Source organism: Streptococcus sp. ELY_137 (assembly GCF_058314515.1).
In genome coordinates, this window is record NZ_JBZFUL010000001.1 from 147,594 (window position 1) to 169,736 (window position 22,143).

The 22,143-nt window shown below is 41.2% G+C and carries 20 protein-coding genes and 2 pseudogenes; 18 read left to right on the forward strand and 4 right to left on the reverse strand.

Annotated elements, in window-relative coordinates:
- Positions 1 to 47: 47 nt before the first annotated feature.
- A complete protein-coding gene (locus AC4HAO_RS00710; RefSeq protein WP_447453152.1) occupies positions 48 to 1,310 on the forward strand; it encodes an NRAMP family divalent metal transporter in 1,263 nt (420 codons plus the stop codon).
- A 159-nt stretch (positions 1,311 to 1,469) separates the two neighbouring features.
- Here AC4HAO_RS00710 and AC4HAO_RS00715 read toward each other — a convergent pair whose 3' ends face one another.
- Positions 1,470 to 1,823 (reverse strand): DUF3397 family protein, encoded by a 354-nt coding sequence (locus tag AC4HAO_RS00715; RefSeq protein ID WP_447453153.1) that lies wholly within the window; start codon positions 1,821 to 1,823, stop codon positions 1,470 to 1,472.
- A gap of 397 nt (positions 1,824 to 2,220) precedes the next feature.
- On the opposite strand from AC4HAO_RS00715, the gene AC4HAO_RS00720 reads away from it, so the two are divergent.
- From AC4HAO_RS00720 to AC4HAO_RS00800, 17 genes and pseudogenes are all read left to right on the forward strand, one after another.
- Positions 2,221 to 3,009, forward strand: a complete 789-nt coding sequence (locus tag AC4HAO_RS00720) for an acetoin reductase (protein ID WP_491134269.1) — start codon at positions 2,221 to 2,223, stop codon at positions 3,007 to 3,009.
- A 187-nt stretch (positions 3,010 to 3,196) separates the two neighbouring features.
- Complete coding sequence (rplK, locus tag AC4HAO_RS00725) at positions 3,197 to 3,622, forward strand: 50S ribosomal protein L11 (protein WP_491093415.1); 426 nt, start codon at positions 3,197 to 3,199, stop codon at positions 3,620 to 3,622.
- 91 nt (positions 3,623 to 3,713) lie between these two features.
- Positions 3,714 to 4,403, forward strand: a complete 690-nt coding sequence (rplA, locus tag AC4HAO_RS00730) for a 50S ribosomal protein L1 (protein WP_491093414.1) — start codon at positions 3,714 to 3,716, stop codon at positions 4,401 to 4,403.
- 157 nt (positions 4,404 to 4,560) lie between these two features.
- Entirely contained in the window at positions 4,561 to 5,292 is a 732-nt protein-coding gene (gene pyrH / locus AC4HAO_RS00735; RefSeq protein ID WP_491134270.1) for a UMP kinase, read from the forward strand.
- A gap of 149 nt (positions 5,293 to 5,441) precedes the next feature.
- Complete coding sequence (gene frr, locus AC4HAO_RS00740) at positions 5,442 to 5,999, forward strand: ribosome recycling factor (protein WP_447453158.1); 558 nt, start codon at positions 5,442 to 5,444, stop codon at positions 5,997 to 5,999.
- Positions 6,000 to 6,099: 100 nt separating this feature from the next.
- Positions 6,100 to 6,954, forward strand: a complete 855-nt coding sequence (locus tag AC4HAO_RS00745) for a CvfB family protein (RefSeq protein WP_491134271.1) — start codon at positions 6,100 to 6,102, stop codon at positions 6,952 to 6,954.
- Between the two features lie 691 nt (positions 6,955 to 7,645).
- Positions 7,646 to 7,909: pseudogene (locus AC4HAO_RS00750) on the forward strand (PepSY domain-containing protein); the annotation flags it as partial.
- Positions 7,910 to 8,011: 102 nt separating this feature from the next.
- Positions 8,012 to 8,209: pseudogene (locus AC4HAO_RS00755) on the forward strand (PepSY domain-containing protein); the annotation flags it as partial.
- Positions 8,210 to 8,395: 186 nt separating this feature from the next.
- Positions 8,396 to 9,235 carry an amino acid ABC transporter substrate-binding protein gene (locus AC4HAO_RS00760; protein ID WP_491093412.1) on the forward strand — a complete coding sequence of 280 codons (840 nt, stop codon included), beginning with the start codon at positions 8,396 to 8,398 and terminating at the stop codon, positions 9,233 to 9,235.
- Between the two features lie 154 nt (positions 9,236 to 9,389).
- The gene (locus tag AC4HAO_RS00765) at positions 9,390 to 10,280 is read left to right on the forward strand and encodes a MetQ/NlpA family ABC transporter substrate-binding protein (RefSeq protein WP_491093411.1); all 891 of its coding nucleotides are present in this window, start codon (positions 9,390 to 9,392) and stop codon (positions 10,278 to 10,280) included.
- 104 nt (positions 10,281 to 10,384) lie between these two features.
- The gene (locus AC4HAO_RS00770) at positions 10,385 to 11,446 is read left to right on the forward strand and encodes a methionine ABC transporter ATP-binding protein (RefSeq protein WP_491093410.1); all 1,062 of its coding nucleotides are present in this window, start codon (positions 10,385 to 10,387) and stop codon (positions 11,444 to 11,446) included.
- Positions 11,443 to 12,135 (forward strand): methionine ABC transporter permease, encoded by a 693-nt coding sequence (locus AC4HAO_RS00775; RefSeq protein WP_447453163.1) that lies wholly within the window; start codon positions 11,443 to 11,445, stop codon positions 12,133 to 12,135. Before AC4HAO_RS00770 ends, AC4HAO_RS00775 begins: the two co-directional genes overlap by 4 nt.
- Before the next feature lie 991 nt (positions 12,136 to 13,126).
- Positions 13,127 to 14,356: a serine/threonine transporter SstT gene (gene sstT / locus AC4HAO_RS00780; RefSeq protein ID WP_491134272.1), complete on the forward strand. Its 1,230-nt coding sequence runs from the start codon at positions 13,127 to 13,129 to the stop codon at positions 14,354 to 14,356.
- Between the two features lie 203 nt (positions 14,357 to 14,559).
- Positions 14,560 to 15,402 carry an SAM hydrolase/SAM-dependent halogenase family protein gene (locus tag AC4HAO_RS00785; protein WP_491093408.1) on the forward strand — a complete coding sequence of 281 codons (843 nt, stop codon included), beginning with the start codon at positions 14,560 to 14,562 and terminating at the stop codon, positions 15,400 to 15,402.
- A 156-nt stretch (positions 15,403 to 15,558) separates the two neighbouring features.
- Positions 15,559 to 16,104, forward strand: coding sequence for an ECF-type riboflavin transporter substrate-binding protein (locus AC4HAO_RS00790; protein ID WP_491134273.1), 546 nt, complete (start codon positions 15,559 to 15,561; stop codon positions 16,102 to 16,104).
- A 2-nt stretch (positions 16,105 to 16,106) separates the two neighbouring features.
- Positions 16,107 to 17,789, forward strand: coding sequence for an ABC transporter ATP-binding protein (locus AC4HAO_RS00795; protein WP_491134274.1), 1,683 nt, complete (start codon positions 16,107 to 16,109; stop codon positions 17,787 to 17,789).
- On the forward strand, positions 17,779 to 18,609 hold the full coding sequence (locus AC4HAO_RS00800) for an energy-coupling factor transporter transmembrane component T family protein (RefSeq protein WP_491093405.1): 831 nt from the start codon (positions 17,779 to 17,781) through the stop codon (positions 18,607 to 18,609). The genes AC4HAO_RS00795 and AC4HAO_RS00800 overlap by 11 nt, the downstream gene beginning before the upstream one ends.
- Positions 18,610 to 18,875: 266 nt before the next feature.
- Here the strand turns inward: AC4HAO_RS00800 and AC4HAO_RS00805 are convergent, their stop codons facing one another.
- The 3 genes from AC4HAO_RS00805 to rsmG are packed head-to-tail and all read right to left on the reverse strand — an operon-like array spanning position 18,876 to position 21,665.
- Positions 18,876 to 19,547: a potassium channel family protein gene (locus tag AC4HAO_RS00805; protein WP_491093404.1), complete on the reverse strand. Its 672-nt coding sequence runs from the start codon at positions 19,545 to 19,547 to the stop codon at positions 18,876 to 18,878.
- Positions 19,548 to 19,560: 13 nt separating this feature from the next.
- On the reverse strand, positions 19,561 to 20,934 hold the full coding sequence (locus AC4HAO_RS00810) for a TrkH family potassium uptake protein (protein ID WP_491134275.1): 1,374 nt from the start codon (positions 20,932 to 20,934) through the stop codon (positions 19,561 to 19,563).
- Between the two features lie 17 nt (positions 20,935 to 20,951).
- The gene (gene rsmG / locus AC4HAO_RS00815; protein WP_491093402.1) at positions 20,952 to 21,665 is read right to left on the reverse strand and encodes a 16S rRNA (guanine(527)-N(7))-methyltransferase RsmG; all 714 of its coding nucleotides are present in this window, start codon (positions 21,663 to 21,665) and stop codon (positions 20,952 to 20,954) included.
- Positions 21,666 to 22,143 lie beyond the last annotated feature (478 nt).

Here is a 22,143-nt window from a genome sequence, read left to right on the forward strand (position 1 = left end):
TCGTTATTGACAGAAAAGTCAGAATATTCTATAGATAGGAGTCAACTATGGTTGAACAAACGCAATCTACATCCACTTGGAAAACGAAATTAAGAGCCTTAGGACCTGGTATCCTTATGGCTTCGGCGGCCGTTGGTGGTTCACATATCGTATCATCGACACAGGCAGGAGCAAAATTTGGCTGGCAGTTAGCCATATTAGTCCTCTTGATTAATGTTTTTAAGTATCCTTTTTTCCGTTTTGGATCGCAGTATACTGCTGAGACAGGTAAAAACTTGGTTGAAGGCTATGCCGAAAAGGGCAAGCTTTACCTGATTGTTTACTTTATTTTGAATATCTTTTCGGCTGTGATCAACACGGCAGGAGTGGGAATTCTCTGTGCCGCCATCGTTGCTAGCGCAGTTCCTAGCTCGTGGGGACTTGGTATTAATCAGTTGACGACGATCATCATTGTGATTATTTGGGGGATGTTGCTTCTTGGCGGCTACCGCTTTCTTGATGGTTTATCTAAATGGATTATGTCGGCGCTGACAATTGCGACCGTTCTGGCAGTAGTGATTGCCCTTTTTAAGCATCGTGAATATGCTCCTGATTTTGAAGCCGTATCTCCTTGGACAATTGCTTCTTTACCATTCTTAATTTCTCTTATGGGGTGGATGCCAGCACCAATTGAAATTTCAACGATCAATTCTCTCTGGTCAGTGGAAAAGCGCAAGACAGTTGACTTCAATGAAGAAGACGCAATGTTTGATTTCAATGTCGGCTACATTGGAACGGCTATCCTAGCTTTTATCTTTCTGGCCTTAGGCGCACTTATCCAGTACGGTAATGGTGAAGCTGTTCAAAGTGCTTCGGCAGCCTATATTTCTCAATTTGTTCAGATGTACGCCTCCTCTTTGGGAGCATGGGCTAAGCCGCTTATTACCTTTATTGCCTTCTTGTGTATTTTTGGGACTGTCATCACTGTTATTGATGGTTACTCACGGGCCAACGACGAGGCGCTCCGACTTCTTTTCAATAAGGAAAAAACGACCAAGATCTCATTGACGATTTGGATGAGTCTTACTTCAATTGCTGGTCTACTTATCGTTTATCTTTTCTCTGGTCAAGTGGCACAAATGCTTCAATTTGCCATGATAGGTTCTTTTATCACAACACCATTCTTTGCTTACCTGAATTACAGTTTAGTTAATAGTCAAGGGAAAAAATTACCTGGTTGGCTTAATGGGCTATCTATCGCTGGTTTGATTTACTTATTTGGCTTTGCGATTGTCTTCATCGCCGCCTGGTTGACAGGAAATATTGGCTAATGCCAAAGGGGGATCTGACTGTGAAATTAAGACGACATTTTGCCGAGATAGTTCGCTGAATCTGGCAATCTGTTCTTTCGATCCCAATAACATTTCAGATTTTTCTTATAGGAATACAAAATAAATAATCCACCTGTAGCCTAACAGGTGGATTATTTATTATTTTAGAGCAATTAAAATAACTGTTACAATATAAAAAATTGCTGTTAAGAGATAGCCCATTCGCCAGAATAGCTTGAAGAAGCGCTTGTAAGAAAAAACTTTAATTTTACCTGTTCGCCTTAGAATAAAGAGGCAGGTTGCAATTGCCAGCAAACACATCATGAGTAAGTACTGAGGCAGGAAGCTGTGAGAAAAGTAGATACCAGAGACATAGATAATAGCCCAAGCTAAGAAGGGAAGGGAGAGGTCTGGGAATTTGATGCTGAACCGTTTAAGGTCAAAATACCTAACTAAGGATTGAGCTAGAAAGGGGATTAAAAAGAAATAAAAGACTGCTAGAAAGTATATCATAATCCTATTTTATCCTGATTACCAAAGAAAGTAAACTTATTTCTATAGATAAAAGAGAAAATTTACTGCAAATAGAAAACTTATCTAAATAGAGTTATTTCTGCGATGTTACCGCTTACAAAAATATGTGCTATAATATTTTTGGTAGGGGAAATTTGTCATTTTATAGGCTGCAGATTGTGATAAAAAGATAGTTTTTCATAGACACAAGCGCTTTTATCCAATCTTCGATTTTTGCTTGATCTGCGGTTGCCCTTAGTATCATAGTAATCGAACTTGGTCTAAAAGGCTCAGAATTTAGCTAGGCTATCTTGTTTGTAATTAAGTGACGGTAGGCTTCTAAAATTCCAATCGCTTTTTACGGCCTTAGTATCTTAATATATAAAGGAGTAGAACAATGAGTGAAGAAATTCGTGTTGCTGTTGTAACAGGTGGTGGTCGAGGTATCGGTAAAGGCATTGTAGAACAGTTGTGCACAGACGGTTATGCGGTTGTTGTTGCCGATCTTGATCCGGCAACTGCTCAATCGACTGCTGATGAAATGATAGCTAAAGGATTTAAGGCTGTCAGTGCAGCGGGGGATGTTTCTAAGCGAGAGGACCACGATAAGTTTGTCAAGGCAGCTATTGATAGTTTCGGACGTCTTGATACTTATATCAATAATGCGGGTATTGCGCAGATAAAAACATTGCAAGAAGAGACTCTTGAAGACATGGAAAGAATATACGGCATTAATGTCTTTGGAACCTTGTTTGGTATTCAGGCAGCGACTGCCCAGTTTAGGCAGCAAGATGATGGCGATAAGGTACGAAAAATCATTAACGCTTCCAGTATAGCTGGACATATCGCTTTTGATTTATTGGGAGCTTACTCGTCAACTAAATTTGCTGTGAGGGGGCTAACGCAGGCGGCTGCCAAAGAGCTAGGAAGTGAGCATATTACTGTTAATGCCTACTGTCCAGGTATCGTAGGAACAGACATGTGGGAACTTATTGATGAAAAGATGGTTGACATCAAAGGCGGACAAAAGGGTCAGTATCTGGAACAGTATTCACAGCTAATTACTTTGGGGCGTGTTCAGACACCGGCAGACGTTGCTAATTATGTTTCTTATTTAGCTTCTTCCAAGTCTGACTACATGACAGGTCAAGCTGTTCAAATTGATGGTGGTATTCAGTTCATCTAGTGCAGTTAATTGTTCTGTCTGTAAAACACATGAGGTTTGATTAGGTGCCCATGTGTTTTTTGTTTTCTGCTAAAAATCTTGCATCTTAAAATTATTCCTGTATAATAGTAAGAGTATGCTTGTTGCATACTTGTGGGAGGTAAAAATCTTATCCTTACCGCCAAAACCACAAAGGAGGAAATTACAAATGGCTAAAAAAGTCGAAAATGTCGTAAAACTTCAAATTCCTGCTGGTAAAGCTACACCAGCTCCACCGGTTGGTCCTGCACTTGGTCAAGCCGGAATCAATATCATGGGATTCACTAAAGAGTTTAATGCTCGTACGGCTGATCAAGCTGGTATGCTGATCCCAGTTGTTATCTCTGTGTATGAAGACAAATCATTTGATTTCATCACTAAAACTCCACCAGCTGCTGTTCTTTTGAAAAAGGCTGCAGGTGTTGAAAAAGGTTCAGGTGAACCAAACCGAACAAAAGTTGCTTCAGTAACACGTGCACAAGTGCAAGAAATCGCTGAAACAAAAATGCCTGACCTGAACGCTGCAAATGTCGAATCAGCTATGCGTATGATCGAAGGTACAGCACGTTCAATGGGATTCACTATTACTGACTAATAGAATCCACCTTCACCGAGTTTAAGCATAGTGCTTACGGTGTGGAAGATGAAAATCGATAGGACCACATAACACAAGGAGAATAGATAACATGGCTAAAAAAAGCAAACAAATGCGTGCTGCCTTAGAGAAGGTAGACACTTCAAAGGCATACAGCGTGGAAGAAGCTGTAACACTCGCAAAAGAAACAAACTTTGCAAAATTTGATGCAACAGTAGAAGTTGCCTACAATCTTAACATCGACGTTAAGAAAGCTGACCAACAAATCCGTGGGGCAATGGTATTGCCAAATGGTACCGGTAAAACTCAGCGCGTTCTTGTATTTGCGCGCGGTGCCAAAGCTGAAGAAGCTAAGGCGGCTGGTGCAGACTTCGTTGGTGAAGAAGAACTTGTTCAAAAAATCAACGACGGTTGGCTGGACTTCGATGTTGTTGTCGCTACACCTGATATGATGGCAGTTGTTGGTCGTCTTGGACGTGTCCTTGGCCCACGCAACCTCATGCCAAACCCTAAGACCGGCACAGTAACGATGGATGTTGCTAAGGCTGTTGAAGAATCTAAAGGTGGTAAAATTACTTACCGTGCTGATAAGGCAGGTAATGTTCAAGCTATCATCGGTAAAGTATCGTTTGATACTGATAAACTGGTTGAAAACCTCAAGGCTTTCAATGATGTTATTGTGAAAGCTAAACCGGCGACAGCTAAGGGTGCTTATATCACAAACTTGTCAATTACTACGACTCAAGGTGTTGGTATCAAGGTTGATGCTAGCTCATTATAGTTAAAGAAGCTCGAGCCTGTGCTTGAGTTTTTTTATGTCTCAAGCTGATTTAGTCTCAAACAGTATTGTTTACCTTTTGTTATTTATTTTTTAAACTGCTAGGAGAAAGCCTTATTTTATGATAAAATAATTAGGATAAAATGTAAGGAGAGTGAAGATGGTAGAACCAAAGTATAAACGTGTCCTGATTAAACTATCTGGTGAGGCCTTAGCCGGCGATAAGGGTGTTGGCATTAATCTGCCAAAAGTACAAGCAATGGCTAGGGAGATCGCAGAAGTACATGCATCCGGTGTTCAGATTGCGCTGGTTATCGGTGGTGGTAATCTCTGGCGCGGTGAACCGGCAGCTGAGGCTGGCATGGATCGTGTTCAGGCAGATTATACTGGTATGCTTGGTACAGTTATGAACGCTTTAGTTATGGCGGACAGTCTTAAGCAGGTAGGAGTTGATACGCGCGTTCAGACAGCTATTGCTATGCAGTCAGTTGCCGAACCTTATATTCGAGGGCGTGCTCTTCGTCATTTGGAAAAGGGACGTATTGTTATTTTTGGTGCAGGTATCGGATCTCCTTATTTTTCTACCGATACGACCGCAGCTCTGCGTGCTGCAGAGGTTGAAGCTGAAGCTATCCTGATGGCTAAAAATGGTGTTGATGGGGTCTATAATGATGATCCGCGTAAGAATGCTGATGCTATTAAGTTTGATGAGCTGACTCATGTTGAAGTGATTAAGCGCGGGCTGAAGATTATGGACGCCACGGCAGCTACTATGTCTATGGATAACGATATTGATTTAGTTGTCTTTGATATGAATGAGTCCGGCAATATCAGACGTGTTGTCTTTGGTGAGGCAATTGGGACAACAGTTTCTAATAAACCCTCCAGTTAAGTAGATTAATAGATGTTAAAAGCATAGTAACTCTTATGTAAAGTGGTTATTTAAAAACACCGGCCCTCTTCAATTGCTCTTTTTTCTTGAAGTTTTTAATACTTTATGGCTTTGTGGCTTGGTATCTTATGAAAGGAATAAATATAAATATGGCAAATCTAATTATTGAAAAAGCAAAGGAACGTTTTACACATTCTCACGAATCACTTGGTCGTGAATTTGCGGCTATCCGTGCTGGCCGAGCAAATGCTAGCTTGCTTGATCGCATTGAAGTCGAATACTATGGTGCCCCAACACCCTTGAATCAGTTAGCCTCTATTACAGTGCCTGAGGCACGTGTTCTCTTGATTTCCCCCTTTGATAAGGGCTCTATCAAAGATATTGAGCGTGCTATCAATGAGTCCGATTTGGGTATCAATCCAGCTAATGATGGTTCTGTCATCCGTCTAGTTATCCCTGCTCTTACAGAAGAAACGCGCAAGGAGTTGGCTAAAGAAGTGAAGAAAATCGGTGAAAATGCTAAGGTTGCTATCCGTAATATCCGCCGCGATGCGATGGATGAGGCTAAAAAGCAAGAGAAGGATAAGGAAATCACCGAGGATGAATTAAAGTCTCTTGAAAAAGATATTCAAAAGGCAACTGATGATGCTATCAAAAAAATTGAGGGCATGATCAGCGAAAAAGAAAACGAACTGCTTACTGTTTAGGGTAAAACAAGTAAAACTAGGGGTCTGGGACAGTGGCGTCTCAGATCCTTTTTTATTGGTAAGTCTAATAATTTTTAGAATTTAGAAGGAATACTGAGAGATGAATGATTTATTAGCTAAGACTGTTTTAGCAATGGTGACCGACGAAAATACGTCTTATTATTTTGCGCAAAAAGATGGACAGACTCTTGCTTTGGATAAGAAGGAAGGAGAGCATCATCTAGGTGATATGGTAGAAGGTTTTGTGTATAGCGATTCACACCAAAAGCTGCGTATGACAACTCTGCCTGTGACGGCCAGTCGTTCAAGCTACGGCTGGGGTGAGGTGACAGAAGTTCGCAGAGATTTGGGAGTGTTTGTAGATACAGGTCTGCCGGATAAGGAAATTGTCGTATCGCTTGATCTCCTACCTGATATTAAGGAACTCTGGCCTAAAAAAGGGGATAAACTTTACATTAGACTGGACATTGATAAAAAGGGGCGTATCTGGGGTATTCCTGCAGAGCCATCAATTTTTCAAAAATTAGCTGGTCCAGCTTACGATAATATGCAAAATCAAAACTTACGCGCCATCGTTTATCGCCTCAAATTGTCTGGAACGTTTGTATACCTACCGGATAATAATATGCTGGGATTTATTCACCCTAATGAGCGCTATCAAGAACCACGCCTAGGTGAAGAACTTGATGTCCGAGTGATTGGTTATCGTCAAGTTGATCGCACGCTAAATCTGTCACTGAAGCCGCGTTCATTTGAAATGTTGGAAAATGATGCTCAAATGATTCTGACGTATTTAGAAAGCAAGGGAGGTTTTATGGCCTTGAATGATAAGTCTTCGCCTGATGACATCAGAGCAATTTTTGGCATTTCTAAAGGGCAGTTTAAAAAAGCATTGGGGGGACTGATGAAAGCTCAAAAAATTAAGCAAAGTCCGGAAGGAACGACTCTCCTTTGAATGAGAAGGCTAGGCAAAAGCTTATACACCTCTCATACTTTAGAATAAGCTCTTAAGCGCAGTGATGTGGAGCGGGGCCTCACCCTGCTATGTTTATCAACAATCAGCGCTCTCAGCTGGGGGCGTTTCATTTTGCATAAGGCTCAAGCGGAGACTGTTAAAGGTGCAAATCTTAAAACAGAAAGGTAAGCAGTAAGCAGATATGTTGGGGAGAGTGTTTCAGGTTACTGCTTAGTAAGCAAAGAGTGGTGAGGATCAAAATGGTTTTTCCCACTTCTTTTTTATAGTTATTCGAAAGGGGCTAGCTAAACTATTAAGCTTTAATGACAGCCTGTAAGGAATTTGTAAGCTAGCTAAAAAGCATTCTTGTGTCAGTGATTTTTTCGGGGATTTATGCTGTCATAGAATTATCACAAAAGAAAACTCCTGTTTTAGGCTTAATGCTAATGTTTGACAGTCTAGAACCAAGATTGTAGAATGTGGGCAAGATAAATACAATGGTGTGTTTATCGAAGGGAATTAAGAGTGGTAATAACCGACGATTGCTGATTTTAATTCCTAGAAGGGTTATTGTTATTTTAGTTTGTCGGAACGAAAATACTTAACCTAGTCGTGAGTCGGACGAAAATGTCTATCTCATTCATCATTAAAAAAGGAGATGATTCCCATGACTAAAATGAAAACAAAATTAATGCTTAATAAGAAGAAACTTGCTCTTGCAGCAGCTATTGGTTTAACAGCTGTAGGTGGTGTTGGTGCGGCTAAGGTATCGGCTGCAACCGATATTGGTGCTGAACAAGCTAAAACGATTGCTTTGCAGGATGCGGGACTTAGTGCTAGCCAAGTGACAGCTGTGAAGGTTGAAACGGATTCTAATAACAATATCGCTGTTTATAAGGTAGAGTTTAAGCGTAATCATAATGAATATGATTACACTATCAACGCTGCTGATGGAAGTATCACAGAAAAAGATAATGATATTGATGATGCTTCATCTAACAGTGGTAATAATGGAACAAATGGCAATAGTGGCAGCAATGCTCAAAGAGCGGCTCGCCTATCGTCTGCTGATGCTAAGTCTATTGCGCTATCGGACGCTGGACTGGCAGAAGGAGATGTCACAGCACTGAAAGTTGAATCAGATTCTGATAATGATATCCCTGTTTATGAAATAGAATTCAAACAGGGGGACATGGAGTATGACTATACCATTAATGCTCTTAATGGTGCCATTACAGAAAAAGATATTTCTTAAACCAGTAATCAGGTTACTTTGACTTTAACAACGGTGGCCGAACTAGCTTGCTAGTTCGGCTTTTTTGCTAGGTTCTGGCAGTGATGTGATATAAATTCTTTATCAGTTGATAAGTTTTAAATATTTGTTCAGCTTTGTTAAAGATGGTATGATAGGCTTAAGACTAAATACTATAGGAGTTTTTTTATGAAACTTAAAAATATTGTTAAATTTGGGGCAGTAGCTGTTGCTTCGGTAGCTTTGCTAGCGGCCTGCAGTTCCAATAGTTCTGGTAAGGGAGCTAAGGAAACAGTTACCTTTGCAACAGTTGGTACAACCAACCCTTTCTCTTACGAGGGCAAGGATGGAAATTTGACAGGGTACGATGTTGAAGTTGCTAAGGCAGTGTTCAAGGGATCTGATAAGTATCAGGTTGAGTTTAAAAAGACGGAATGGTCGTCAGTCTTTGCTGGTCTTGACTCTAGTAAATATCAAATGGCAGGCAATAATATTAGTTATTCTGATGAGCGGGCTTCAAAATATCTTTACTCTGAGCCAACGGGGACAACGCCTTCTGTCTTAGCTGTGCCAAAGGATAGTGATATTAAATCATTCGATGACATTGGGGGTCATTCCACTCAAGTTGTTCAAGGAACTACAACAGCTAAGCAACTAGAAGATTATAATAAGAAACACTCAGACAATCCAGTTGATATTAAATATACGGATGAAGATATTACTCAGATTTTGGGTAGCTTGAATGACAGCAAGTTTGATTTCAAACTGTTCGATGCCCCAACGGTTAACAGTGTCATTAAGAATCAATCATTAGATAACTTAAAGACTATTGAATTACCTTCTGATGAACAACCGTTTATTTACTTTGTATTCTCTAACGATCAAAAAGATTTACAGAAGTTCGTCAATAAACGTTTAGAAGAATTGCAAAAAGATGGAACTTTAGCCAAACTCGCGAAGAAATACTTAGGAAATGAGGATTATATTCCAGAAGCTAAGGATATGAAGGTGCCATCTAAAAAAGGATAAAAGGGCAGTGGCTCTTTTATTTTTGACTAATGAAGAGTCAATAGGCAAAAGGCTATAACTTTCAGCTATATGTTTATACAATTATAAACAATTTGAAAGCTTTCAGGCCTTATGAGATAATAATTCCACGATCATAAAGAAAAGAGGACTTGGTATGAAGTTGAGAAAAATTCTTGGTGTTTTGACTGTATTTGTGGTAGCAGCTTTATTTCTGGCAGCCTGCGGCAATAAATCGTCAGATAAAAATACATTGAAGGTTGGTGTCATGACGCTGGATGATGCGACTAAACCGGTTTGGGATCAGGTGAAAAAGGATGCTGCTAAGAAGGGCGTTAAGTTAGAGTTTGTTCAATTTACAGACTATAACCAACCTAATAAGGCTTTGGCTGCCGGCGATATTGATGTCAATGCCTTTCAAACCCGCTATTTCCTAGAGGATTGGAATAAGAAAAACAAGGAAAACTTGGTATCTGCGGGAGATACCCTAATCAGTCCGATTCGTCTTTTCTCGAAGGAAGCCTCAAAAGGTAAGGCTGCTTATTCTGATATCAAGGACCTGCCGGAAGGAGCAAAGATTGGGCTAAATAATGATGCAACTAACCAAAGTCGTGCTCTGTTTTTACTACAGTCAGCAGGCTTGATTAAGCTGTCTACTAAGGATGGCGAACTTGCTTCTGTTAAGGATATTACTGAAAACTCTAAAAACCTTGAATTTAAAGAAGTGAGTGCAGAACAGGTGGCTAAGACTTTGCAAAATGGTGATGTCGATGCTGCTGTTATTAATAACTCCTACGCTCAGACGGCTAAGATTAACTACGATACGACCTTGTTTGTAGAGGATGTTACTGGTCCTAATGCTAAGAATTGGATCAACTTTATTGCTGCTAAACCAGATTGGAAAAAATCAGACAAGGCTGATGCTATCAAGACTTTAGTGAAGGTTTATCAGACTGATAAGATTGGTAAATTGATTAGCAAGGCATCAAATGGTGTCGACCGTCCTATTTGGAAGGGGGCACCAGATACAACCTCATCTAGCAAATAGGTTCAGATGAAGTACTTATCCTGAAAATAGCTAAAAGGAGCTGGAAGGTAATAGCTTTCAGCTCTCTTTATCATTATTAACCGTATTAAAGGAGACTACATTATATGAGTGAACCCATTATTCAGCTGGATCACATTGATATTACATTCCAGCAAAAGAAGCGCCGAATAGAGGCTGTTAAAGACGTTACTGTTCATATTGATCAGGGTGATATTTATGGAATTGTTGGTTATTCGGGGGCTGGGAAATCGACCTTAGTTCGTGCTATCAATCTCCTTCAGGTTCCAACGGCGGGTTCTGTAAAGGTTGCTGGCGACAGTCTTTTTGAGGGTCAGCAAGTTCAGTTAGCCAGCGGTGCTCTGCGTCAGAAGCGTCGTGAGATTGGTATGATTTTTCAACATTTTAATCTAATGTCGCAGAAAACAGCGCGACAAAATGTGGCTTTTGCCCTGCGACATTCAGACCTTTCATCAGATGCGAAGGGGAAAAAAGTTGATGAATTATTAGAGTTAGTGGGTCTTGCGGACCGAGCTGATAATTATCCTGCGCAACTATCTGGTGGTCAGAAACAGCGAGTCGCTATTGCACGTGCTCTTGCCAATGATCCTAAAATTCTGATTTCTGATGAGTCCACTTCTGCTTTGGATCCTAAGACGACTAAACAAATTTTAACCTTGCTGCAAGATTTGAATAAAAAACTTGGTTTGACGGTTGTAATGATTACGCATGAGATGCAGATTGTCAAGGATATTTGCAACCGTGTAGCTGTCATGCAAAACGGTGTTCTTATTGAAGAAGGGAGCGTTTTGGACATCTTTTCCAACCCCAAGGAAGCCCTGACTCAAGATTTTATTAAAACAGCAACGGGGATTGATGAAGCCTTGGTGAAAATAAATCGACAGGAAGCTGTTGAACATCTGGCTGAACATGACCGCTTGGTCCTTTTACGGTATGCAGGTGCCTCGACAGATGAGCCCCTGCTTAATAGAATCTATAAGCAGTATCAGGTGACGGCTAATATCCTTTATGCCAATATTGAAATTTTAGATAATACCCCTGTTGGAGAGATGGTCGTTATTTTGTCAGGGGAACAAGTATCGTTGGCTTTAGAGGCTGTTAAAGCGGCAGATGTATCGGTTTCTATTTTAAAAGGAGGTAAGGCATGATCGAGTTTTTTGAAACTTATTTACCTAATGCTTATAGTTTGGGCTGGGGAGGCGATGCGGGCTGGTGGTCTGCTATTAAGGACACCCTTTACATGACTTTCTGGGGCTTTGTTATCGGTGGCTCCCTAGGCTTGATTGCTGGACTCTTTCTTGTTTTGACTGGACCTAGAGGAGTCATTGAAAACCGCCCAGTGTTCTGGGTTTTGGACAAGTTGGTATCAGTGTTTCGAGCTATTCCTTTTATCATCTTAGTTGCTGTTTTAAGCGGTGTAACAAAAGTTTTTGTTGGCTCGACAATTGGAGCTACGGCGGCTCTTGTGCCTTTATCAGCAGCAACTTTTCCTTTCTTTGCTCGTCAGGTTCAAGTGGTCTTTTCAGAGATGGATTATGGGGTTATTGAAGCTTCCCAAGCCAGCGGTGCGACTCTCTGGGATATCGTCAAGGTTTACCTCAGTGAGGGCTTGCCAGAGTTGGTTCGTATTTCAACAGTAACCTTAATTTCTATTGTTGGTGAAACAGCCATGGCTGGTGCTATTGGTGCTGGTGGTCTTGGTAACTTTGCTATCTTTCAGGGTTATACCTATTCAAGAACAGATGTAACTATCGTAGCAACTGTTTTGATATTACTGATTATTTTTATCATTCAATTTGCAGGTGATTTCTTAACTCACAAAATTAGTCATCGTTAGTAAAAAGTAAGGCAGGATTAAAGGCGCTTCATTTTGCTGGGGGTCTTGATTCTGTCTTTTTTTGTGATGTTGACGATTGTTGACTTTTGTATTATAGTTTTACTTGTCTTAGTAATTTAGGAGTGGGTTAAAATCATCATTTTGAGGACAAGGATTTTATGGTCTTACTTGTGCAAGATTGCCCGAGGTCAAAAATTAATAAACATTTTGAGGCTGGGAATCTTCGCCAAGTGAACCGCCCCTTAGTATCTTAGTAACTGAACATAGGCCTAATTTCCTCGGGAAAAAGAAGGAGCTTCTTGTGCGTCAAGCACACGTCGTCGCTCCCCTATTTTCCTGTCAGAAATTTTCGCTAAGCGAACTGCCCCTTAATATCTTAGTAACTGAACACGGGCTGCGGATTGTGCAAAAAAGATAGTTTCTTCCCAGACGCAAGCGTCCTCGTCGAACCTCCTATTTTTGCTTTATCCTTGATCCGCGGACGCCCTTTGCGACACGACGTTTGGTTAGTCGATTTTACTAACCAAACGGAAGTTAGTGGGAGAGGTAGCCAATTCACTCTAGTGATTGGCGTTTGTTATCAAGTGCGAAGTGCTTAGATAACAAACCTCTGCTGTATCTTAATAATTGAACACGCCTACGACTCTGTGGAAAAAGATAAAGTCTCCTAGATGCCTGCTGCATCTGCGTCAACTTTCCTATTTTCCTTTGAGTCGCTTAACGGCTTTGCGACACGACGTTTGGTTAGTCGATTTTACTAACCAAACGAAGTTAGTGGGGGAGGTAGCCAATTCACCATAGTGATTGGCGTTTGGTATCAAGTGCGAAGTGCTTAGATAACAAACCTCTGCCGTATCTTAATAATCGAACACGCCTACGACTCTGTGGAAAAAGATAAAGTCTCCTAGATGCCTGCTGCATCTGCGTCAACTTTTCTATTTTCCTTTGAGTCGCTTAACGGCTTTGTATCTTAATATAAGGAGTATTTATTGTGAAACGTCTCTTTTCGGTTTGGAATCGTACTAGTTTGCTCAAGCGCATAACTATTGGAGTTCTTATGGGAGCAATCCTTGGAGTTTTGTTACCTAAGCTTACGGTGATTGGACTTTTGGGGGAATTATTTGTCGGTGGTCTTAAGGCTATTGCGCCGCTTTTGGTTTTCGCCTTGGTTGCTAATGCTCTTTCTCAGACACGGGAAGGGCAGAAGTCAAATATGACGACGGTTATTGGCCTTTATTTGTTCGGGACTTTTGCAGCAGCCCTGACTGCGGTAATTTCTCACTATGTGTTTCCCATTCGTCTGACTCTGTCACAAGCAGCAGGCAAAGCTGCTTCAAGTATGTCCCAGTCACCTAAGGGAGTCGGAGAGGTTTTTAATACTTTGCTCTTAAAGATGGTCGATAATCCTATTCACGCCCTAGTAGATGCCAATTATATCGGTGTACTGGTATGGGCTGTTGTCTTTGGTTTTGCTATGCGGACAGCTAGTGAAAATACTAAGGACCTTCTCAATACGATGGCAGAGACAACGTCACAGATTGTCCGCTGGATTATTAATCTAGCCCCCTTTGGTATCTTGGGGTTGGTCTTTACGACTATCTCTGAAAATGGGATCAGTGTTTTATCGCGTTACGGTATTTTGATCTTAGTATTAGTTGTGACTATGGCTTTCGTAGCTTTGGTTATCAATCCGTTTATTGCTTTCGTTATGATGAGACGCAATCCCTATCCCTTGGTTTTTCGCTGCTTGCGGGAATCGGGGGTAACTGCCTTCTTTACACGCTCCTCGGCGGCTAATATTCCTGTTAACCTGAAATTGTGTGAAGATTTGGGACTGGATCCCGATACTTATTCTGTTTCTATCCCGCTGGGGTCTACGATTAATATGGCAGGAGCAGCTGTTACCATTAATGTTTTAACTCTAGCTGCAACAACGACTTTGGGGATTCACGTAGATTTTGCCACAGCTCTTATTTTGAGTTTGGTTGCTGCTATATCAGCTTGTGGTGCTTCCGGGGTAGCAGGAGGATCTTTGCTTTTGATACCGGTTGCCTGCAGTCTCTTTGGTATTGACAATGATACTGCTATGCAAGTTGTTGGAGCTGGCTTTATTGTAGGTGTTATCCAAGACTCTTGTGAAACGGCCCTCAATTCTTCAACAGATGTTCTCTTTACTGCGGTTGCCGAATTTTCAGCATGGGGAAGAAAGAAAGTAATGTAATATGATTTAGGAGTTTGGGACAAGATGTCGCAAACTCTTTTAGCTACTAAGAAGTTTGAGGAAGGTATACTCTTTTAAGTCTGCTGACCAATTTGTTATCTATGCTTTTATAATAGTTATAGCTTATTATAGTAAAAGACTATCTGGTGCTAGCCTGCGAATATGATATAATAAGAACTTATAACAGGGGAAAGGAATGGCGTATGTCAAATTATTTATTAGTCTTACAATCCGATTTTGGTTTAGTTGATGGTGCCGTCTCGGCGATGGTGGGTGTAGCTCTGCAGGAGGAGCCAAGATTAGGTGTCCATCACCTGACTCACGATATCACCCCTTATAATATTTTTGAAGCGAGTTACCGTCTTTTTCAAACAGTTGAATATTGGCCTGAAGGAACGACCTTTGTGTCTGTTGTTGATCCTGGTGTCGGCTCTGATCGAAGAAGTGTGGTTGCTTTAACAAAGAAAAATCAGTATATTGTCACTCCTGATAATGGAACACTTTCTTATATCAAAAAGCATATTGGGATTAAAGCTTTACGGGAGATTTCTGAGATTAAGAACAGACGTGAAAATACAGAGTTATCCTACACTTTCCATGGACGTGATGTTTATGCTTTTACAGGTGCAAAATTGGCTTCTGGCCATATTAACTTTGAGGATGTTGGGCCTGAATTGCGAGTAGAGGATATTGTTGAGCTGCCAGTTGTTGAGACCCTTGTTGAAGAGGACTTGGTGCGCGGTGCAGTTGATATTCTAGATGTGCGTTTTGGATCTTTATGGACTTCTATCACGCGTGACGATTTTTATACACTTAATCCCCAGTTTAACGATCGATTTGAAGTTACTATTTATAATAATGACATGCTGGTCTACCAAAATCAGGTGACCTATGGAAAATCTTTTGCGGATGTACGGATTGGTCAGCCTATTATCTATATCAATTCACTCTATCGTGTTGGTCTAGCAATTAACCAAGGATCCTTTGCTAAGGCTTATAACGTCGGCGTTGGACCGCAGTGGCATATCGAACTCAAAAAGATCTGAGGACCGAGGGCTTAAGATAGAGCTAAATTGTTAGGTGTGTACGAATAGGAGGCATTAACAGGCAGCAGATATGGTAGCACGTTAAAGAAATCTGTACGTGATGCTGATGTGTTCTGTTCATTTTGTCATATGGGAATATATCATAAGGAGTTAATCATGAAAGCTAATTCTATAAAAACCGTTGTCGCTACTGGTATAGGAGCAGCCCTCTTTGTTATTATTGGAATGTTTGTTAATATTCCTATCTTTGGAAATACCAGCATTCAATTACAATATGCTGTACAAGCACTTTTTTCAGTCATCTTTGGGCCTGTGGCTGGTTTCTTTATCGGATTTATTGGTCATGCCCTCAAGGATGGTATTCAGTACGGCAATATCTCGTGGGCTTGGGTTCTGGCCAGTGGATTAGTTGGGTTAGGTATTGGTCTTTTTCGCGGTTTTTACGATGCGAGCAAGGGGAGATTTAGCTTTAAGCAAATTGTTTGGTTCAACTTAGTTCAAATTTTTTCTGTCTATGTGGGCTATGGCTTAATTTGTCCGTTAGGGGATCGGCTCTTTTACAGACAGGCTTGGTCCTACCTATTTGTACAAGGAGCAGTTGCCGGAACGGCTAATGCTTTGACAATCGCCGTCGGCGGTACGATTCTACTTTTGGTTTATGCCGGTACACGCGTTCAGTCAGGAAGTCTTTCTAAAGATTAGTGGTGAAGCAGTTGATTAAGTTTGAAAATTTTTCTTTCAAATATGACGCACAAACGGAACCAACGCTAAAAAATATTACGCTATCAATTAACAAGGGAGAAAAGGTCTTAATCGTAGGACCGTCAGGCTCAGGGAAGTCCACCTTGGCTCAAGTTATTAATGGGATTATTCCAAATACTTACAAAGGAGAACACTCTGGTCAGGTCTTTATCGATGGTCAAGATGCTTTTGAGCTCTCTATTTATGATAAATCCCATTTAGTCAGTACCGTTTTGCAAGACACAGATGGACAATTTATCGGTTTATCTGTAGCGGAAGATCTAGCTTTTGCTCTTGAAAATGATTGTATGCCTCAGAGCGAGATGGTTCAAACTGTACATAACTGGGCTGGGAAATTAGACTTGGTTGATTTGCTCAATCATAGGCCGCAGGATTTATCTGGCGGGCAGAAACAGCGTGTCAGCTTGGCGGGAGTTCTTGTTGATGAGAGTCCTGTGTTGCTTTTTGATGAACCCCTAGCAAATTTAGACCCCAAGTCGGGACAAGATACTATTGATTTGATTGATCAGATTCATAATGAGACAGGAGCGACTAGTCTCATTATAGAACACCGTTTGGAAGATGTTCTATATCGCCCGGTCGATAGGGTTATTCTCATTAATGACGGGTGTATTCTTTTTGACGGTTCCGCAGATGAGATTCTATCCACTCCCCTATTAACAGATAACGGTATTCGTGAACCACTGTACATTACCGTTTTGCGTCAATTGGGAATGGATATCAGTCAGGTCAAAGGTCTGTCAAGGCTTTCAGATATTGATTTATCAGGGGTAGCTTACAGCAGCAGCCCTTTGGAACATGTACGGCCGACTTCACAAGCGTCCTTGCTTGAGGTTAAAGGACTCCAGTTTGCTTATGAAGCTGAGAATCCGATCTTGAAAGATGTCAATTTTACCTTTCATAAGGGAGAACGTATCGCGATTGTTGGTAAAAATGGTGCAGGGAAATCGACCTTAGCTAAGGCTTTGACGAAATTTGTATCGGCAGATGGTGACTTAATTTGGCAGGGGCAAAATATCTCAGGTGACTCTATTAAAGAGCGTGCTAGTCGGATAGGTTATGTTTTGCAAAACCCTAATCAGATGATTAGCGAAACTATGATTTTTGATGAAGTTGCTAAAGGTTTGCGCCTGCGCAATATGTCTGAAGAAGAGATTGAACCACTTGTTTTAAGGACGCTTCAGATATGCGGTCTGTATGAATTTCGCAAATGGCCGATTGCGGCTTTATCCTACGGTCAAAAGAAACGGGTGACGATCGCTTCGATTTTAATCCTTAATCCTGAGATTATTTTTTTAGACGAACCTACGGCTGGTCAGGACATGAAAAATTATACTGAGATTATGGACTTTCTTGATGAGCTTAATCAGGCAGGGCGTACGGTTGTTATGATTACACATGATATGCAGCTGATGCTGGACTATTCTGACCGCTGCCTTGTTATTGCTGATGGCGGAATTATTGCCGATCGATCTCCCATTGAGGTTTTAGCAGATAGGGAACTGATTGCTCGGGCTAATCTGAAAGAGACTAGCATTTTTCATCTGGCTCAGATGATGAGGGTAGATGCTGGTTCGTTGACACAATTTTATCGGCAGCGTAAGGGGGCGTACTATGGCAGATAAATTGATAGGCTATCATGAGGGAACAGGATTTCTCTACCGGTTGTCAGGTAGTACGAAACTCTTATTTTTTGTTTTGGTGTCCATCGCCTGTATGACAACTTACGATACTCGCTTGATTGCTATTGTTGGCTTGGGGGCACTTGTTCTTTTTCGCTGGGCTAGAATTAAGTGGTCGGAAGTCTCCTTTGTCATGCTTATTGTTATGCTCATTGCTTTATTTAATATTGTAATGGTTTATCTTTTTTCCCCTTCTTATGGTGAGGAGCTCTATGGGAGTAAGACAATATTACTGGCTGGCTGGGGGCGCTTTTATCTAACGAGTCAAGAACTATTTTATCTTTTAAACTTGATTTTGAAATATTTTTGTACGGTACCTCTAGCTATTCTTTTCTTGATGACAACTCATCCCAGTCAATTTGCAGCCAGCTTAAATCGTATTGGAGTTCCCTATAAAATTGCCTATTCAGTGAGCTTGACACTGCGCTATATTCCTGATGTTCAGGAAGAGTTTGGTATGATCAAATTGTCACAGGAGGCGCGTGGTTTGGAATTGTCCCAGAAAGCAAGCCTTATCGGTCGTATTAAGGGGAATTTGCAAATTGTTATCCCCCTAATTTTGGGTTCTTTGGAGCGTATTGATACTATAGCAACTGCGATGGAGCTGCGCCGATTTGGAAAATATAAGAAGCGGACTTGGTACCGCGCTCAAAAAATGACAGTCGGAGACTGGTGGACCTTGCTTTTGGCCATTATTCTATTATTGATCAGTTTTCTACTTATCTTTGCTAATGATGGCCGCTTTTATAATCCTTGGCAGTAACCTTTTACAGTCAAAAATGGTAAGTTAGAATGATATATCGGGTTTACTTTTTAGTACTTAGGGGGCTTTTCCTAGTGTTTTCTGACAGCGGATTTGCTGATTTTTGGTAAGCTCTAAGAAATATTTGATAGCCAAAAGGCTCTATAGTTTCTAGTGAGGATTCTGCCCACTACAGAAATTATAGAGCCTTATTATGTTAATTTTCAGCCTGTTTCATGCTCCTTGATGTGATACATGCCCCTATGCGAGCGGGTGAGTATCGAAGGCTATTTGAGAGCATTCAGATAGTCGTATTTTTCAAAGGTATCGGAACCAGCTACAGCGACAATGGAGGAATCTTCAGGAAAGATGGTATCGGCTAGGAGATTGGTTTTTAATGTCTCATTCTTTTTTGGGCGATAGCCGATGACATTGATATCATACTTACTGCGCAAGTTAAGTTTAGAAAGTTCTTTGTTGCGCCAGCTTTCAGGGAGTTGGAATTCTATGATAGCAATGCCTTCTTCCAAATGAAAGATATTTTGGATACGATGGCGCAGTATGGTGGAGGCTAGGGTACGGCCAGATTCTCGTTCGGGTGAGATAACACGACTAGCCCCCATTTCATAAAGTACTTCTTCAAAGGTCGTATTACGAGCCTTGGCAGCAATAAAAGGGACACCCAGTTTCTTACAATTCATCAGCGCTAAGACAGAAGAATCTAGGCTATTACCCGTAGCAATGACAACTTGTTGGCATTGGTCAATACCAGCGTCCCGCAGGGTATCAATATTGGTAATATCTCCTAGAATGGCTTTGTTGACCTTATTAGCAATGGCTTGAATGTGGTCGGGATTATTGTCGATGGCAATGACCTCCTCACCGAACCTTGCGAGTTCTTCGGCAAGGGTAGTTCCGAAAATACCGAGTCCCAGAATACCAACAATTTTTTCTGACATAATATTCCTTTCATTAGCCCAAAGTTAGATCCGTCTGGGCGTAGTTAATGGTTTGTTTATTTTTTTGTCGCAAGCTCAGGAGCACTGTTATTGGCCCGACACGTCCAAAAAACATCAGTGCCATGATAACCCAGCGTCCCCCCGTAGATAAGTGGCTTGTCACGTCCATAGAAACACCGACAGTTGCTAGAGCGCTGCAGGACTCAAATAAAAGCTTGAAAGGGGATATATGAGGTTCAAGCTCCAACAGGCTAACATAACCTATCATTAGAATGACAAAGAAAAAGACTAAGATCGTCAGTGTTTGCTTTAATAGCTGGATAGGAAGGGTTCGATTGTAGACACTGACTTGAGTTTGTCCTGACAGCTCAGCTCTGAAAATCAGGAAGGTAATAGCAGTGACAATGAGTTTCAGGCCTCCAGCAGTCCCGCCTGGTGCCCCTCCAATAAGCATTTGAAGCATGAAGATAAAGTTGATGGAATTGCCGGCCTGTGTGTAATCAATTGTTGCAAAACCTGCAGTTCTCATAGTGACCGTCTGAAAGAAGCTAACGAGACCTTGCTGGTAGAAGCTAAGGTTGCCGATAGTGGCGGGGTTGTTTAGTTCTAGGAGCCAGGCCAATACAGTTCCTAGAATGAGAATGGTAGAAGTTGTGACTAAGACCAGTCGAGTCTGAACAGAGAGCCTTCGCCTTGCCAAACGAAACTGACGAGGACGTTCGCTCAACCATGATTTTATCATGTCGACAATAGCCATCCAGTTACGAAAACCTAGGCCACCTGATATGATAGCGAAAGCAGTGGCTAGGTTGACAGTCCAGTTGAGCTGATAATGAAGTAGGCTGTTTGCGCCAAGATTGTCAAAGCCTGCATTGCAAAAAGCTGACACAGCAAGAAAGAGGCTGTTGAAAATGCCGTGTAACCAGCCAAAACGAGGAATAAAGTCTGTCATTAAAATAAGAGCGGTCAGACTTTCTATAGTCAGTGTTATCTTATAAATGCGAAAAAGGTAGCGTTTAAGGTCGGCGCTAGAATTATTGCCAATAGAAGACTGAAGCAATTCCTGTTGTTTAAGCGACATGTGACGATTGATACTGTAATAACTGAAAGCGATCAGACTGACAAGCCCAAGTCCACCAATTTGCATTAGGCACATAGCAACGACTTGACCTATACCATTGTAGACTTCTCCCATGGGGAAGACAGATAAACCGGTAACACAGACCATAGAGACAGTATTAAAAAGATGATCAAGATAGCTTGTGTTTTGAGCAGAGCTGTATTGCATGACGGGCAGGGATAGGATTAGACTTCCAATCACAATAGTGGAAATGAAGCTTAGGCTAATGCGCTGAGCAACTGAGAAATTTTTAAAAAGTTTAAACATGATTGATGAGATTTGTTTTATAGCGGTTTCTTATTTGGAAGGCCTGCCCTGCGAGGGTATTTATTTGGAGTTTCCTTTTTCTTTTCGATAATAGTAATGGTTCGCGGATCTCCATTGGGCAGATGGTAGGTTTGGGTATCAGTAACTTTAGCAAAGAGCAGTATCAATGCTTGCTTGGCTTGTAAGAGTTCTTCGTCAGCAGCAGCAGCTTTAAGAGCTATGAGATGACCGTTGACCTTGAGAAAGGGGACAGTCAGCTCTGTCAATATTTGCAAACGGGCAACAGCTCTGGCAGTTACTAGATCAAACTGTGCTCGGAAGGCCTTATCTTGTCCAAAGTCTTCAGCCCTTCCATGGTAAAAATGAACACCAGTTATGTTGAGTTTTTGAGCAAGGGTCTCAAGAAAATTAATACGCTTATTGAGGGAATCGATGATAGTCACCTGAAGTTCTGGACAGATAATTTTCATGGGCAGGCTGGGAAAGCCGGCGCCGGCTCCAATGTCTAAAAGTCGTATGGGACGATTAGTGACCATGCCTTGCAAAACAGGAGCCAAGGAATCGTAAAAGTGTTTTAGATAAACCTCGTTTTTTTCAGTGATAGCTGTTAGGTTAATCTTGTTATTCCAGTCAATCAAGAGTTCAAAGTAGGTCGCAAATTGCTGTTTTTGCTGTTCTGTCAGGGGAAAGCCGGCTGCAGCCAGCTGCTCGTAAAATTCTTGAGGTGTCATCAGTTTCCTTCTTTTATCCATTTTAATAGCTCTATTCTACCATGTTTTAGATTATAGGTAAAAATAAGGAATTATTGGTGGAGAAATTTTCTTTTTTTCAATGCTTTTGAAAGTCTGGACAAAAACTGGTTCAGTCCTTATGTTTTTTGGATAAACTCTTAAAACAAAGGTTGCTAATGAGACTAGCTCCACTGCTCTTATCAATGATCTTTAACGATCCCCCCGCACGGTTGAGGTACGTTTTTATCACAAGGACAAAACGAAAAATACGATCCATCTAACTGTGTGGGATCCGATAGCTCGAGGTGCAATGGCTCTCTAAAAACAAAAGGATGGGCTGATATTTTGGGGTTCAGACCATTCCAGCAGATCGAATACCTGAAAATAAGAGAGTTGCCGGCAATCAATTCCTTCTAATTTTTGAATTTTGTCCACTCCCTTTTAATTTCTCCTTACTGAAAAGGCTTTCTTTTTGTAT